Origin of the sequence: Kistimonas scapharcae, from assembly GCF_039540975.1 — a bacterium.
In the GTDB taxonomy this organism is placed as follows: domain Bacteria; phylum Pseudomonadota; class Gammaproteobacteria; order Pseudomonadales; family Endozoicomonadaceae; genus Kistimonas; species Kistimonas scapharcae.
Map to the genome: position 1 here is coordinate 1 of NZ_BAABFL010000409.1, position 15,220 is coordinate 15,220.

14 protein-coding genes are annotated in these 15,220 nt (G+C 46.7%); 7 read left to right on the top strand and 7 right to left on the bottom strand.

Annotation, left to right across the window (positions count from 1 at the left end; all coding sequences use genetic code 11):
* The first annotated feature begins 400 nt into the window (after positions 1-400).
* From ABD892_RS15590 to ABD892_RS15605, 4 genes are all read left to right on the top strand, one after another.
* Positions 401-529, top strand: coding sequence for a hypothetical protein (locus tag ABD892_RS15590; protein WP_345196815.1), 129 nt, complete (start codon positions 401-403; stop codon positions 527-529).
* A gap of 844 nt (positions 530-1,373) precedes the next feature.
* Positions 1,374-1,700 carry a hypothetical protein gene (locus ABD892_RS15595; RefSeq protein WP_345196816.1) on the top strand — a complete coding sequence of 109 codons (327 nt, stop codon included), beginning with the start codon at positions 1,374-1,376 and terminating at the stop codon, positions 1,698-1,700.
* Between the two features lie 19 nt (positions 1,701-1,719).
* Positions 1,720-2,649 carry a hypothetical protein gene (locus ABD892_RS15600; RefSeq protein WP_345196817.1) on the top strand — a complete coding sequence of 310 codons (930 nt, stop codon included), beginning with the start codon at positions 1,720-1,722 and terminating at the stop codon, positions 2,647-2,649.
* A gap of 19 nt (positions 2,650-2,668) precedes the next feature.
* A complete protein-coding gene (locus tag ABD892_RS15605; protein ID WP_345196818.1) occupies positions 2,669-3,118 on the top strand; it encodes a hypothetical protein in 450 nt (149 codons plus the stop codon).
* Between the two features lie 86 nt (positions 3,119-3,204).
* On the opposite strand, the gene ABD892_RS15610 is transcribed toward ABD892_RS15605, so the two are convergent.
* The 7 genes from ABD892_RS15610 to ABD892_RS15640 form a co-directional block, all read right to left on the bottom strand.
* Positions 3,205-3,930 (bottom strand): lysophospholipid acyltransferase family protein, encoded by a 726-nt coding sequence (locus tag ABD892_RS15610; protein ID WP_345196820.1) that lies wholly within the window; start codon positions 3,928-3,930, stop codon positions 3,205-3,207.
* The gene (gene gmhB, locus ABD892_RS15615) at positions 3,930-4,481 is read right to left on the bottom strand and encodes a D-glycero-beta-D-manno-heptose 1,7-bisphosphate 7-phosphatase (RefSeq protein WP_345196821.1); all 552 of its coding nucleotides are present in this window, start codon (positions 4,479-4,481) and stop codon (positions 3,930-3,932) included. The genes ABD892_RS15610 and gmhB overlap by 1 nt, the downstream gene beginning before the upstream one ends.
* 178 nt (positions 4,482-4,659) lie before the next feature.
* On the bottom strand, positions 4,660-6,750 hold the full coding sequence (gene glyS / locus ABD892_RS15620; RefSeq protein ID WP_345196823.1) for a glycine--tRNA ligase subunit beta: 2,091 nt from the start codon (positions 6,748-6,750) through the stop codon (positions 4,660-4,662).
* Positions 6,750-7,697, bottom strand: coding sequence for a glycine--tRNA ligase subunit alpha (gene glyQ / locus ABD892_RS15625; RefSeq protein ID WP_345196824.1), 948 nt, complete (start codon positions 7,695-7,697; stop codon positions 6,750-6,752). Before glyQ ends, glyS begins: the two co-directional genes overlap by 1 nt.
* Before the next feature lie 302 nt (positions 7,698-7,999).
* Positions 8,000-8,629 carry a glutaredoxin domain-containing protein gene (locus ABD892_RS15630; protein WP_345196825.1) on the bottom strand — a complete coding sequence of 210 codons (630 nt, stop codon included), beginning with the start codon at positions 8,627-8,629 and terminating at the stop codon, positions 8,000-8,002.
* A gap of 178 nt (positions 8,630-8,807) precedes the next feature.
* Positions 8,808-9,224: a CBS domain-containing protein gene (locus tag ABD892_RS15635; RefSeq protein ID WP_345196826.1), complete on the bottom strand. Its 417-nt coding sequence runs from the start codon at positions 9,222-9,224 to the stop codon at positions 8,808-8,810.
* A gap of 190 nt (positions 9,225-9,414) precedes the next feature.
* Positions 9,415-11,712 (bottom strand): hypothetical protein, encoded by a 2,298-nt coding sequence (locus ABD892_RS15640; RefSeq protein ID WP_345196827.1) that lies wholly within the window; start codon positions 11,710-11,712, stop codon positions 9,415-9,417.
* A 303-nt stretch (positions 11,713-12,015) separates the two neighbouring features.
* Here ABD892_RS15640 and ABD892_RS15645 point away from each other — a divergent pair, with 303 nt between their 5' ends.
* The 3 genes from ABD892_RS15645 (at position 12,016) to ABD892_RS15655 (ending at position 15,072) form a co-directional block, all read left to right on the top strand.
* Positions 12,016-12,969 (top strand): aldo/keto reductase, encoded by a 954-nt coding sequence (locus tag ABD892_RS15645; RefSeq protein ID WP_345196828.1) that lies wholly within the window; start codon positions 12,016-12,018, stop codon positions 12,967-12,969.
* Positions 12,970-13,147: 178 nt separating this feature from the next.
* Positions 13,148-14,629, top strand: a complete 1,482-nt coding sequence (locus ABD892_RS15650; protein WP_345196829.1) for a hypothetical protein — start codon at positions 13,148-13,150, stop codon at positions 14,627-14,629.
* 14 nt (positions 14,630-14,643) lie between these two features.
* The gene (locus ABD892_RS15655) at positions 14,644-15,072 is read left to right on the top strand and encodes a hypothetical protein (protein ID WP_345196830.1); all 429 of its coding nucleotides are present in this window, start codon (positions 14,644-14,646) and stop codon (positions 15,070-15,072) included.
* Positions 15,073-15,220: the final 148 nt, after the last annotated feature.

Here is a 15,220-nt window from a genome sequence, read left to right on the forward strand (position 1 = left end):
AAAATCAGGCTCGCCAATACGTAAGGTGACGGGGGTGTTCAAGTAGACCAGAATCGGTGTTCAAGTAAACCAGAATATGCAGCGCTATTCGATTTATGTTTAACCACTTTCATATTGTTTAGAATAGCAAGGTAATGATTCAAAATTATTGATAGCGTTTTTAGGGTGCATATTCAAATATGCTGATGCAGGATTATCAGATATGATAACGGTGATGCCATAATTAACGGGATGTTACATGCCAACCGGTTGTTATCTTTATTGATTTTTTATAAGAACACTAATTCTTTCGCGTTAATGGACGGTCGATTGAGGCCGATTTGTTTAAATGAATGTTTTAAATATACGAATATTAAGTAAATAAAAGAAAATGCTTTTCTTATATACGGAGCTGGGTAAAATGCACGCCGCATTGATTAGCGGTATTCTGGCAGGTGTTATGGGTAATGGGAGTGTCCTTGCCCAAAGTATTCCGGATGCATTTGCTCCTCCCCCAACAGGAAAATACGTACAGGATGGTTTTTCCTGAATCAAAGTTGTCAAACATAGCCTCACCCGCCCTGAAAAAAGGTACGGTGATCAGGCTATTGGTCAGGATTATCACATTAATCGGTGATATCAGCGCTACCTAAAAATGGAACTCAATGATCGTTTTGCAGTATCTGGCTAAAAACTGAATTTTGACGAATTACAAGGCATCACCCGCCAGCTGACTCAGGGGTGGTCGTCAAGGAGATGAGGTCGACGGGTCAAAGGCGGCTTGAGGGACCTCCAGGGATGACTGGGGCTTCATTTGATGATGGTTTAAACAACGGTACAGTTAATGCTGGTACGGTAAAGCTGTTTGACGGAAACGTAGTGGTCGGCATATGAAGTTAATCGCTACCGATACAATCCATGGTCTCTCACTGTGAAGTGGAGGCCTGACATGAGCACGTAAGCCAAAGGTTAGGTAGGAGAGAGATATCCGCTGTTAGCTTTTCACGAACAGGGCATATCCAAAGGAACACAAATGCGCTGTGGGTTCTCCTCAATTTCATGAAAAAACTATCTGGCAAGGTGGCGGAAAAATGACGATGGATGCCTCATTTTGGCTCAGTAGCTCAACACAATAATCTTCTCTTTCATTACTTTTAGTGATCGCTGTAGGACTGAAAAAACCTGGATCAGGAGCTTATAACAATCAATACTTCTAATTACGGTAAATCCCTTATGCAATATGCGATTAGTCAAATTTAATCAGAATTAGAGAGTACTATTGGTATAATATAAGAATAATTATATTAACAGGCTCGATAAATTTGATCCGTTTAATTGCTTATACTGTTATGTATCAATAAAAGTATTCTTAAAATATCGCATGGTTTTTAATTATGGATAATGAAAACCTTGATCCGGATAAGCTAGATAAAGCCTTATTGTCTGAAATAGACCAGCTGATAAATCAGGGGGCAGAGGTTTTTACCCGTTATCAGGCGTTGCTTCAGGATATCAATATGACACCGGATGATGTGCAAAGGGATATTGAGAACCCTGATTTCCCAAAGTTTGCCATGGCTGAAACGATTGCTTGGAAAAATGAGTTGGATGCCGATGTAAAACGAAAAATAAAAGAAGCATCCAAAGAGGTGAAAAATACTGGTCGCACAGGAAAATCTGGTGGAAAAGGTGGTTCTGTCAAGAAGAGCGGTTTGATCTAAAGCATACAGGAATCTGGTTATGGCAATTGCGTTCAATCCTTCACAACCCCCTTCGATTGGCGGTATTGGCCAAGTCGGTGGTATTGGTGCCAAGGGTGGGATTGCACCGGGTTATAACATACCGGGCATACAGATCAGCATCATGACCGGAGGTGTAGCGCATACACCGGGCATGATGGGGGCTATGCATGGGTTTGGTTCGCAGTTTGCGGGCATGTCCAATTTCTATAACCAGATCCCCGGGCATGGTGCTGTGCCTGGTATTCGCCCTCCTTCTCAGTTTGGGGGGCATCATGCTATTGGTGGTGGTTCTGCTGCAGTGGGGGGAGCTGGTAGCACACATGAAAAAATCATAGATAAACAGGAAGAGAGAAGTGAAATAAGAGAGAAAAAAGATGCATTGGAAGAAAAACTGGATGAATTAAGAGATAAAGCCAAAGAGTATGAATCTAAATTGAAAGATAAAGATGTTGAAATAATTGGAAAAAATAACAACATAGAAATGACACAAAAAGAAAAAGAAAAGAATGAAGCTTTAAAAACAACGGAAGAATCGAAAAAAGCAGAATATCAAGAGAATAAAAAGAAAGCAGAAAAGAAATTGCATGATAATCGCTGGCAGGGCTGGATGGTATTGCCGTGGAACTGGGGTAAAGATGCCTCTGCGCGTTCTGCCAGAAATGCAGCCACGAAGGAAATTAATGCGAACAACGGTTATATCAAGAATACCAATAACAAGATCAGTGAGATCAATGACAAGATCGGAAAAAACAATGCTGAAATAACCTCGCTGACAGGAGATAGGGACAAGCTGGTGCAGGAAAAGAGTCAAATTCAGTCTCAGTATGATCCTATTAAGGCAGAGCTTGAGAAACTGGAAGACCAGTTGAAGCAGCTGGAGTACGAAGAAGACAAGTTGTCGGATGAAATCAGGGATCTGAGAAACTAAGGATAAGGTTGGTCAGTGCATGAGCAATGATATCAGGAACAATCAGAGTGACTTTGTTAATCAAGGTAGACCGGTGGGCAATCAGACAGCCGCATCCGCAGGCAATCAGGCCCCCACTGGTAAACAAGGCGGTATTATTGATCAAACGTTACCTGAATATAGCTCTGTCGCAATATTGGATAAATACGCGCCCAACAAGGACTTCAAAGAGCCTCATATTACCCGTGCTCAACTGGAACTGTTGAAAGAATTCGGCATTACCGACCTGAAAATGAAGCATCATCCACAGGCGGATGTTTTCACCCTGACGCAGGATGAATGGGATCGTTTGCATGAGACTATGACACCGATTATGCAGCAGATGAAGAAAAAGGCTCAGCTGATGATCATCAATGCGAGGGAAACATTGAAAGGCCACGAAGTCGCTATGGATTGTGCTGATCAGATCAGACGAAATGAAGATATGTAGTGATACTCGGATTACATAAATCCTGTTCTTGTCAGAAAGTAAGCCCCTGATGATTAAATAACACAGTACAGAGGCTTTTTTATTTATTAATCCAGTGTTTTCTGATGTTCACTGACCCATTCATAAGCCTGCTTACTAAGAACGGTTGTGGATTTATCCTCACTGGTGATGGGTGGACCGATTTTTACTGTGATTACGCCCGGTGTTTTCAGCCATTTTCCGTTTGGCCAGTAACGGCCGGCATTGTGGACGACCGGAACCACGTTTACCTCTGCCTTTTTGGCCAGCATTGCCCCACCCCGGCTGAACTTACCCAGGTTTGGCCAGTCCCGACGAGTGCCTTCAGGAAAAATCAGAACAGAGTTTCCTTCCTTCAGAAAATGGGTTCCCTGATCGATCAGTTGATGCATGGCCGCATTGCGGTCACTTCGATTAATGGCAATAGGACTCAGGAAACGGAAAGCCCAGCCAAAAAAAGGAATATTGAGCAATTCTTTTTTGATGACCGTGGACTGTGGACTGAACACCGTTTGCAGGTAAAAGGTTTCCCATGTGGACTGGTGATTGCTGAGAATTACGCAGCTTTGATCCGGAATATTCTCTTTTCCTTCAACCTTCCAGCGGATACCGCAGATAACTCTGACCAGTGCCAGCGCCACGCTGCACCAGGTCACAACCGCATACCGATGCCGGCACTTTCGAGGCACAAAATAAATGGTTAGCAGCACGATGGATGGATAGAACAATGTCCAGAAAATCAGCAAGCAATAGAAGACAGCTGTCCTAAACCAGAGAAATGCACGGTAAAACATCAGGCTTCAGCTCCATTGAGCAGGTAATCAGCAAAGTCAGCCAGTGAATTGACAATTTTCACACCCATCAAGTCATCCGCACTGGCTTTAGCGAGTGTTCTATTCCCCTTCCCTGTTTTCACCAGAACCGGTTTACAGCCTGAGATGCGAGCGACGTCAATGTCTTTGCCGGTATCGCCGACAAACCAGGCGCCTTCTGCCGACGTGTTCAGGTTTGCTTCAATCTGACGAACCAAACCCGGCTGAGGCTTTCGACAATCACAATCGTCATCCGGAGTATGGGGACAAAACGCGATAGTGCTAATTAAACCATTATTGTCATTTACCAGACGGTTCATCTTATTATGCATGGCGTCCAATTCTGCCAAGTCATAATAACCGCGCCCAATACCGGACTGATTGGTGGCAACCGCAATGGTATAACCGGCCTGACTCAGCCGGGCGATGGCTTCAATACTGCCGGGAATGGGAATCCACTCGTCAACGGAACGGATATAATTATCGGAATCTTCGTTGATGACGCCATCTCGATCGAGAATGACCAGTTTCATCGGCAAGGCTCCCCTTCCTTTCGGGTGCAGGCTGAAACCTGTCTGTCGTTTATGGCATAAGACCGGCTACCAGAGCCGGTCTTACTGAGTAAAACATCCACTGAAGGCATACCGTTCCCATTATCAGGCATGAAAACGGTATTGTGACGGAAACCGGTGACAGTTTCCGTTGCCAATATCAGCTTTTCTGTAACAGAGAGATATCTGCGACATGCAGGAACTGGTCGCGCAGCTGACGCAGCAGTGCATAGCGGTTCAGACGAACCTGCTGGTCTTCTGCATTAACCAGCACCGTGTCGAAGAAGTTATCCACGGTATCCTTCAGGGACGCCATGCGCTCCATCGCCGTGGAATACTTACGTTCGCCCAGTAGTGGCTGAACTTCATCACGCTTGGCAGAGAGAGCCGATGCCAGAGCCTTTTCTGCCTCTTCTGTCAGTAGGGCCTCATCCACATTATCGGGAATCACCAGATCACCGGCCTTGGCCATGATGTTGGAGACCCGCTTATTGGCTGCAGCCAGCGCCAGGGCTTCCGGCATACGGCTGAAGTTGTGGATAGCCTTAACGCGACGATCGAAATCGTAGGGTTGGGACGGCTTCAGAGCCTTGACTGACAGGAATACTTCAACCGGGATCTTCTCGTCCTGGTACCAGGCGCGGAAACGCTCCAGCATGAAGTCCAGTACGGTTTCGTTGAGGGCTTCACCAGCTGGCAGTTCAGTGCCCTGCTCTGCATAACCTTCGATAGCGACAGCGATCAGGCTACGCAGGTCCAGGTTCAGCTTCTTCTCAACGATGATACGCAGAATACCCAGTGTGGCACGACGAAGTGCAAATGGATCCTTGTTGCCGGAAGGTGGCTGGTTGATACCAAAAATACCGGTCAGGGTGTCCAGCTTGTCTGCGATGGCGACGGCACAGCCGGTCAGGCCGGTCGGCAGTTCATCGCCGGCAAAGCGCGGCATGTACTGCTCGTTCAGGGCGCGGCAGACCTCTTCCGGCTCACCATCATTGATGCCGTAGTACTGGCCCATGATGCCTTGCAGTTCAGGGAACTCCTGCACCATGTCAGACACCAGGTCGGACTTGCACAGCTCACCGGCACGACGTGCCCAGTCACTGTTACCGCCTTCCTGAGATGCGATATAAGCTGCCAGACGGGCAATTCGCTCGGTCTTGGCGTACAGGGAGCCCAGCTTGCTCTGGAAGACTACCGGCTTCAGGGTTTCACGACGCTCTTCGAGGGTAGATTTGCGATCGTTATCGTAGAAGAACTTGGCATCCGCCAGACGGGGGCGAATAACTTTTTCGTTACCCGCGATCACCTGAGCCGGATCCTGGCTCTCGATATTAGCGATGGTGATGAAGTAAGGCTTGAGATTGCCTTCACTGTCCACCGCATGGAAATACTTCTGATGCTCTTTCATGGAAGAGATCAGGGCTTCCTGGGGAACTTCCAGGAATTCATCATCAAAACGACCGGCCAGCGCCACAGGCCACTCGTTGAGCGCGGTGACTTCATCCAGCAGGTCTTCGTCGATAACGGCTTCACAGCTCAGTTTACGAGCTTCAGCTTCCACCTGCTGGCGGATCGTGCTGCGACGGCCTTCAAAATCGGCAATGACGTAACCATTGCGTGCCAGCAGACGCTGGTAGTCTGCCGGATTCTCAATGGTGATCACGTCGTTATGATGGAAACGGTGGCCACGGGTTTCACGACCGGCAGTCAGGCCGAGAATTTTACAATCCACGACTTCATTACCCAGCAGCATCACCAGCCAGTGCACGGGACGGACAAACTCAACTCGGCTCGCGCCCCAGCGCATACGCTTGGGAATCGGTAGCTCATCCAGAGACGCTTTGACCATGGCAGGCAGCAGTTCAGCGGTCGCGCTGCCCTTCTCGGTGGAACGAAAAACCAGCCAGGCGCCCTTGTCGGTCTCTTCGGTCACGAGATCGCTGACGGTAACGCCACAGGAGCGGGAAAAACCTTCAGCAGCCTTGGTGGGGTTACCTTCGGCATCGTAAGCCGCCTGAACGGCCGGGCCCTTGCGTTCGACGTCACGGTCAGGCTGAGCGGTTTCCAGCTCGCGCACCAGCAGTGCCAGACGACGCGGAGCCGCGAAAACCTGGTGGTTGCCATAAGCCAGTCCGGCTTTTTCCAGACGCTGGAGAATGCCTTCTGCAAAGGCGTTACCCAGCGTTTTCAGTGCTTTCGGGGGCAGCTCTTCAGTGCCCAGCTCGACCAGAAAATCCTGTGTTGCCATTAGTTCTTCTCCTGCATGGTCATTACTTCACGCCTTATCGCAGGATCCGCCAGGGGGAATCCGAGTTTCTTGCGTGCATCAAAGTAGGCATGGGCAACGGCCCGGGCCAGGGTGCGAACACGCAGGATGTAACGCTGACGTTCGGTCACGGAGATTGCGTGGCGCGCGTCCAGCAGGTTGAACGTGTGGGAGGCTTTCAGCGTAAACTCATACGCCGGCAGCGGCAGCCCCTGCTCAACCATACGTTCGGACTCACGTTCAAAGTAGTCGAAATGTTCGAACAGGCTCTTGGTATCGGCCAGTTCGAAGTTGAAGGTAGACATCTCAACCTCGTTCTGGAGATAGACATCACCGTAGGTGACATCGCCCTGCGGCCCGTGTGCCCAGACCAGATCATAGACGCTGTCCACGCCCTGCAGGTACATGGCCAGACGCTCCAGACCATAGGTGATCTCGCCGGTAACGGGATAGCATTCAATACCGCCCGCCTGCTGGAAGTAGGTGAACTGGGTCACTTCCATGCCGTTCAGCCAGACTTCCCAGCCCAGGCCCCAGGCGCCCAGGGTCGGGGATTCCCAGTTGTCTTCCACGAAACGGATATCGTGAACGGAGGTATCAATACCCAGTTCTTTCAGGGAGCCAAGGTAAAGCTCCTGGAAGTTCTCGGGAGATGGCTTCATCACCACCTGGAACTGGTAGTAGTGCTGGAGACGGTTCGGGTTTTCGCCATAACGGCCGTCAGTCGGACGGCGGCTGGGCTGCACATAGGCGGAGTTCCAGTTCTCCGGGCCGATGGCACGCAGGAAGGTCGCAGGATGGAAGGTGCCGGCGCCGACTTCCATATCCAGCGGTTGCATGATTACACAGCCTTCACGGGCCCAATAGTTTTGCAGGGCAAGGATCAGCCCCTGGAAAGTGCTGGCGTCGGGCACGGTTTGTTGGGTCACAGTACCACCTCAGGGTTGGGGTTCCTGTCCGTCACGGCGGACAGTGGGATAAACCGGAAAAATGGCGGAAATTATACCTTGTCCGGCCAGCACAAAAACAGGGCAGTCTCAGGATGAGTCTTTAAAGGCGCAGGCTTGTAGAAATTATCAGGTAAATAATGCCGCAGGTGTGGATAACTTTGTTGGTAATTTATGTATTGACTGGGGGAAAGCTGCGAATTACCTGTGTTTGAGAGAGCGGTGATCTATGTGGACAATACCGCTGACAAAACCGTAAAAAGCATCAGTAGCGGTATGATGAGTTAATCATTACTGCTGCGTTGTCTGTTTTCAGGAGAAATGGAGCACTGACCCCGGTCATAATTGGGTTCAACGTATTCATCAACAATCTTGCTGAGTTCATCCGCCCCACCGACATAGTCGCCATCAATCCAGATCTGGGGGACGGTGACCGGCGTTTTCGGCCCGATAATGGGTTTTACACGCGCCAGCATTTCATAGAGGGCGCGGGAGTCCTTGATGACATCGTGATACTGGTATGGAATACCACGACGATCCAGATGATCCTTGGCACGTACACAGTAAGGGCAGTTTTCTTTACCGAAAACATGATTGCCATTGATCGGGCTCTGGGTGCTGTGATGCTCAATAACCGCTTGGGTGAGGAGCCCACGGTTCAACGCCATTCCCTGGGAGATAACCTTGTCTTCCACCATGATGATCGGTGCATGCCAGCCGCCCTTGGTCAGAGGTTTCCACCACTCGGTAAGCCACTCCCGCTCATCCAGTTCCACAGGAATATCCGCCAGCTCATTGGCCATGGTGTCGCGAATGATGTTTTCAGTCAGCGCACACTCGCCGCAGGGAATCTTGATCTTGAATGGTCCCCAGGCGCCAGCCCATTTGAAGACGGTTATCTTAACCTTGTTCATCCGCTTCCCATCCATGACATCAGTGAAAGTCATCGAACATGCTATTGGAAGATCGGCTGAATAAAAACCTTTTCAAGCGTAAGGCATCAAATAAAGAGGCGGCAATCGTGTGCGCCAGGCGCTGATTGTTTGCTCCGCCAATCAAGCTGGCAGAGCAAAATATGTTGTCTGAGGAATATCAGAATTGTTCACATAAGTAGTGAATAAGATCTGTCGTTGTGACAATGCCAGCAATATTCCCGTTTTCCAGCACTATCACCGAGTGGTAGCGGCTGTCAGACAATAACTCTGCGGCATCTCTGACAGTCGATGATGTGTTCAGTGTTTTCAGTTCAGTGGTCATGACATCACTGATCGTATGCTGTTGATCAATCATGGTGTCCTGCATACGGCTGTCGGTATTACCGGCATCATAAATTAACCGGAGTAGATCGGCTTCAGCGATCATACCAACGGGTTTTTTGTGATCCAGTACGGGCACATGGTGGATATTGTGCTCACGAAAAATCGCATTAACTTCACTGAGCTTTTGCCCTTTTTGAACAGTAATCGGGCTTGTTGTCATCACTTTTTGAATGCTTTCGTGTTTTTTCATTAGACGCATCGCTCCGTTTTGTGAGTAAGGATTTGCATCGCTACTTCATAATAGAGTTATTTTCTTATAATGCCATAAAAAAGTATTTGTTGAGTGTTGAATAGTTATTTGTTATTGAATAAATAATAACTGTTGTGTTTCTAACGAAAAAAGGCAAAGACCGTGATAAAGAGCCTTTGCCTATCTTTATTTATTTTGTTTTTATTTCTCCAAAGGTATTGGGATCACGTGTTATTCTTGATGGCTCTCTAGAGCCAAAACCCATTTTCAGAGATTCTGTAGATTTCCGTTTTCTGAAATCATTATTTTCTTTTTTTCTATTTTTGTGAGGATTAGTCCATCCATTTTCATCCTGTGTTCGTGGGGTATAGCCCGCACATGACTTTGCTTTACTAGTACTTTTTTCTGATAGGACTGATTGTGAAATATCCCCATCCGACCTCGTTCTTGTTAAAGATGTGAAATTACCATATAAACTCATTTCTTTTTCCCATTCTGTTATAGCTAAATCGTGTGTTCTACTTTTTGGAATGTATGTAGAAGGGCGGTGTTGGCTAATAGGAATTTTTGATCCTTTTTGTTTTTCTCTTTGTCGGCGCTCTTTAGCTTTTGCTTGTTTCGCTTCTTGGAAATATTGATTTTCAAGTTTTTCAACCATGGCTTGACCCATTGAATCTGTTGGAACCTCAATTTCCTCTGGCGTTATTGATAAGTAGCCCTTATCTCCATTCATAAAAACAGGAGGTATGGTTTCTTCAGGGTTCATACTCAATTGTTGCGTATCGATAGGTAAGGAAAGAGCTGCATTAAACGTTTGAGCCTCATAGACATCATCCTCACCATCACTGCCATCTTCAGTAGCAGATAACACCTGTTTTAATAGGGGGGATTCTTCCGTTGCCTTTGGATCCTGATTGGGTTTCATTTTATCATTTAATGAAGGCATTGTAATGGGAGCATCCATACTTAACATCGGTTGTCTTTGCATTGAGGCTGGCGCGGAATCTACAGATTCAGCATGATTATAATTACCCGTATCTTCTGGTAATAACTCGACAACATCTTGATGCAGCTTTCGAAGTTGAACGCTAATTGGATTGTCATCAGTTTCTACCTTTGGATAGACCGCTACAACGACTTCAATTAATTTGTCCAGTGCGTTAGTGTAAGTAGTAACTTCGGAATCATATTGGTCATGATTGCCTTCAAAATGAACAGTCAGGCAATTACGGAAAAAACTAAACCGCTCTTTAGATTTTATGTGTTCAGCCGATTTAGTTATTAGTATTTTAATGCTTGATAATAATATTGTTCTATCTTTTTCAGTTAATAAACGGTATTTTTTATCTTTATCAAGTAATTCTATTAACTCTTCACCTATCAAAACAAGTGAGTCTAAGTAACCTAATTTAGAGTCATATTGAGTGAATGTCACTGGCGGATGTGTTTTTTCATCAGAATGCGAGTATTCATCGTGCTTATCTTTCTCTGTATTGACTGGTTCTATAGGTGAGCTTGCAGACATAATTGTATCTGGGACAGTATCAAGTGTAACCGCAACGGGTCTTTCTTCATTTTGTACTAATGAGATAACTGAGCATTCGGGCAGTGCTTCATCGAATAATTCTGCATCTTTCTCATCTTCCACTAACCCTTGTGAATCAGCTATTGAATCCTGACTAGGCGATTTTTTCAAAGTAGATTTTTCTATGACCGTGGTAATTGATGAGTTACTTTGATTATCTTCTGAGTCCTCTCCATTATTTTTTTCATCAATCGCCGCATCGTTTTCTAGATCTTCTAATGAACCAGTAGGACTCATTGTTTCAGTTGTATGTTGAGAACATTCCATTAACGTTAGTGCTGGAAAATGCATGGTCGAATCATCGTGGTCTGCAGATAGGGAATTAGGATCATACTTAAGAGTGAGAGCGGGGTGATATTTATAATGTGATGAATTATTACTATCGAACATAAATTCTTCTGTCATGCTCGTGTCTATTGTCAAAGGACTTGACAATGAAGGATCTGCTTGGCTACTAAAAGGTTGCTGAGTGAATATTGTTGTAACTACTTCTTTTGGATGTGTGTCATCAAGCATGTCAGCGCTGTCATCACTTTGGGGTAGAGAAAATTGATGAGAGCCTTCAAGAGAGTCCCCACCTGATTGCTCGTCATGAAACGGCTCTGTCGACATTGGAGGTACAGCAACAAAAAGGGACTGATCCCTGTTTTCCGGATTTCCTCGATTTTCTGAACATATTCTACAGCAAAAAATACTGACAAGTATTTCCCAAAAATCAATCAATCTCTGCTTGATTGCTTGACACCTGGTTCTTTGAGGGGGAAGTTGGATACTCGATGCTTTAACTTCATTATTTGGAAGTGCACGTGTACGGCCTTTATTAAAAGTTGTAGGGCTAGATTCAGGAGGGTAGTCGAATCCAAACGAAGATTGATTTAGTTTTCTAGTGCTGTTCATGGCCATAACTGATTCACTCCCTGTTTACGCTGAATGTGTAATGGATTAATAAACTACTGTTGTAGTTAGGTCTTTTTTTTTATTGAAAAGTTCCCGGGGGCATAGTCTTAGTGATTATTTGGTTTTTATGTAATTAAAGTTATTTTATTTATAACTGGATGTTATTATTAACTCTGTAAAGTTTTGGTGTGGTCATTTTTGCTCTACCTTACTTCTTGCATTTAATCGTTTTCCGCTTTTCTTATGACCATGCCGTCCATGCAATATGGAAAATACAGTAAATAGTGTCTTGTGCTATGAGGTAAAACCATGGGTTTGATGACTGTATCTGACAAGGCGTTGCCAATGGTTGGCCTTGGAACATGGAAATCGGAACCGGAGGTTGTCTATACGGCGATCCGGGAAGCGATTTCGATGGGGTATAGGCATATCGATTGCGCTTCTATCTACGGTAATGAGCCTGGTATCGGTCAGGCATTGAGTGATGCTATCAAGGATGGGGATGTGCACAGGGAAGACCTGTTTATCACGTCAAAACTCTGGAATAACGCCCATGCACCTGAGGATGTAATGCCGGCGCTGGAAAAGACACTTTCAGATCTGCATCTGGATTATCTGGATCTATATCTTATGCACTGGCCTGTGGCCGTCAGGTCAGATGTACAGTTTGCATCCACCGCCGATGAATGTATCTCTTTGAAATCATTACCCTTAGAGACAACCTGGGCAGCGATGGAGGCCTGTGTGGATAAAGGGCTAACTCGATATATCGGAGTGGCCAATTTCAGTGTCTGTAAGCTGGAAAAGCTCATTACAACAGCGAGGATTCAGCCTGCTATGAATCAGGTAGAGCTGCATCCTTTTCTGGAGCAGCAAATGCTGGTTCGTTTCTGTCAGGAACATCGCATACAGGTGACGGCCTATTCACCGCTGGGCTCCATGGATAGAGGTGCCAATTTACGTTCTGAAGATGAACCCAGTCTGCTGGATAACGCCATTATCGGGGAAATTGCCCACAAGCATGATATGTCCCCTGCCCAGGTGCTGATCCAGTGGGCTGTGCAGCGGGGGGGTTATGTGATTCCTAAATCCGTATCTCCCATACGACAGCGGGAAAACCTGGAAGCTGCCAATCTGCTGCTCAGTGTTGAGGATGTTGACCAGATTTCGGCGTTGGAACGCCATTTTCGTTATATCGACGGCCGTCCCTTCGTTGTGGAAGGGAGTGATTATTCGTTGGCATCCATCTGGGATGAGGAGTAATGGTTGAATTTCGCTCGGTCAGGACGAGGTAAAGGGACTTTTCCAATATTTCTGATTGCGCTCCATCACTGATATTTCAAATAAGTCTCAAAGGATTCGGCGGCAAACGAGAGGGATAGCCAATAATTAAACCAATGTATTCATCGTAACCCGCCAGCATTATCAAGGAAGTAGCAGCATGGAAAATCCTTCATCTCGTCAGAATTCATCGAATAACGATTCAGCAATTAACGCAGCGAATGATAGCGCCAGTACTGATATACCGAAATTTGCCACAACCAGTAAGCAAAGCGACCAGAATCGGGAAGCTTCGGCGGATTTTAATGCCTATCGCCCTACCCTGTTTGATGAAATATCGCCTATCGCGAGCCTGAGATATAGCCTGGATAAATCGATCAGAACCGTCGGGAACAAGGTTAAAACTACCTTGAAAGGCGAAGATTTCCACAAAATGTCGAAATACCACCGTCAGGCTGTTCGGGCGAATGAGACCATCCGGGAAATGGCGCAACGGTTTGATCGGTTGGTTGATAAGGTTCAGGTTATCAATACCGAAATCACCCTGCTTCAAAACAAGTGCAGCAGCTTTGAGATTGAATACAGCCTGGCCTTTGAGGTCTGCCGCATCATTGACCGTTATAGCAAGGCGCAATGGTCAGAGCACCGGTTGTCTTCTGCGCTGCGGCATCTGCCTGAGCATATCCATATGCCCGGCCAGATGGCCTGGTACCTGGTCAGCGACGAGGATGAGAGGCTGAGGCAGATGAAGAATGCCACGGAGGTATTCCATAAATCAGATCAGTACCGCTGCTACCAGAATGATCAGGAAAGTATTGTTGCCCTTGAAAATCAGCGTAATGAGCTGATAGAACCCCTGAAAGCGTTTTCAGAGGCGACCCGGGTGTCAGGTATTCATCTCAAGACCCGCTGGCAGGATCGGCTCGGTTTAGAGAGCAGGGAGCCCATCATACCACCTGCTGATACCTCGCTGACGGGTAACAGTAATGATCACCAGAGGCAGACACTCACAACGGTCAACATTCCCCATTTATCGGATCTTCCGCTGAAAGACGCCATGATTTTCAATGTCAGCCAGTGGCAGAAGACGCTGAAGAGACAGGTTGGCAGCAAGGTCCGGGGAGAAGATTTCCATCCCTCTTCGCCGGAACAGCGTGCAATTATTGCCAGAAATCCGCAGCTCAATGAAATAATTACGGACTTTGATGACATGGTCTCGGAAGTGGGGCTACTTGAGGCGCGTATCTGTCAGCTGGAGAAACTGACAGACCGATTTGAGGTCGCATTCAGTGACCTGCTCAATGCCCGCCGCTTCATTGAGAAAAACCGGCAGGAAAAACTCCCGGAAGCTCAGCTGGAAGAAGCACTGCACCGGTTGCCGGAAACCATACAGGTACCCTGGCAGGATCAACCAGCCCAGCTGGGTAGTGGCCATGAAGCCCGTCATGATGTCGTCGAGGATTTGGTTGATACGTTGTATTGCTCTGATGCCTGGCAGGCGTATCAGGCCGACAAAGCGGAAATCAATGAATTGAACGCGCGTCGCCGGGCTATTGTTGAGCCACTCAGGGCGTTTTCTGATGCGACCTGCTCAACAGGTATTCATCTGAATACCTGGCACAGAGATCAGCAACAACCATAAAACAGGGATGAAGCATGCGTTATATAATCAGCGCGGTATTCTTGATGTTTTCCCTTTCTCTTTCAGCGGCGGAGCCATTGCAGAACCAGAAAGCTATGCAATCACTGGTTGAAACTGTCATGAAGGATGTCGGTAAAGGGAAACTAAGGGAAGGTATGGAGCGCCTGACGCCCTATGTTCTCTTCCCTGCCAGTGAGATGGATGCACAGCTCAGTCAGGTTGAGATGCAGATGCCCATGGTATTGCAGCGTTATGGCAAACCCGTGGGGTTTGACCTGATTAAGGTTGAGGAGGCTGGGAATTCATTAATCCAGTATGCCTACCTGCAAAAGTTTGAGAAGCATGCCTTAGTCTGGCGTTTTATCTTTTATCAATCCAATGACCAGTGGATGCTGAATCACTGGTCGTTTGATGACAAGGTGAAAATGCTATTCTGGTATTAAGCATTGTACAAGATGCTCCTTGTTATAGATTTCTTTCATTAAATAATGGAAAAAACCAATAATTACGTTTGTAAGTACTCAAAAACTCCTGTGCAGACCACATGGCAGCCAGCATGAGGCGTATTCGATAATATTTGCCAGTCTCGGA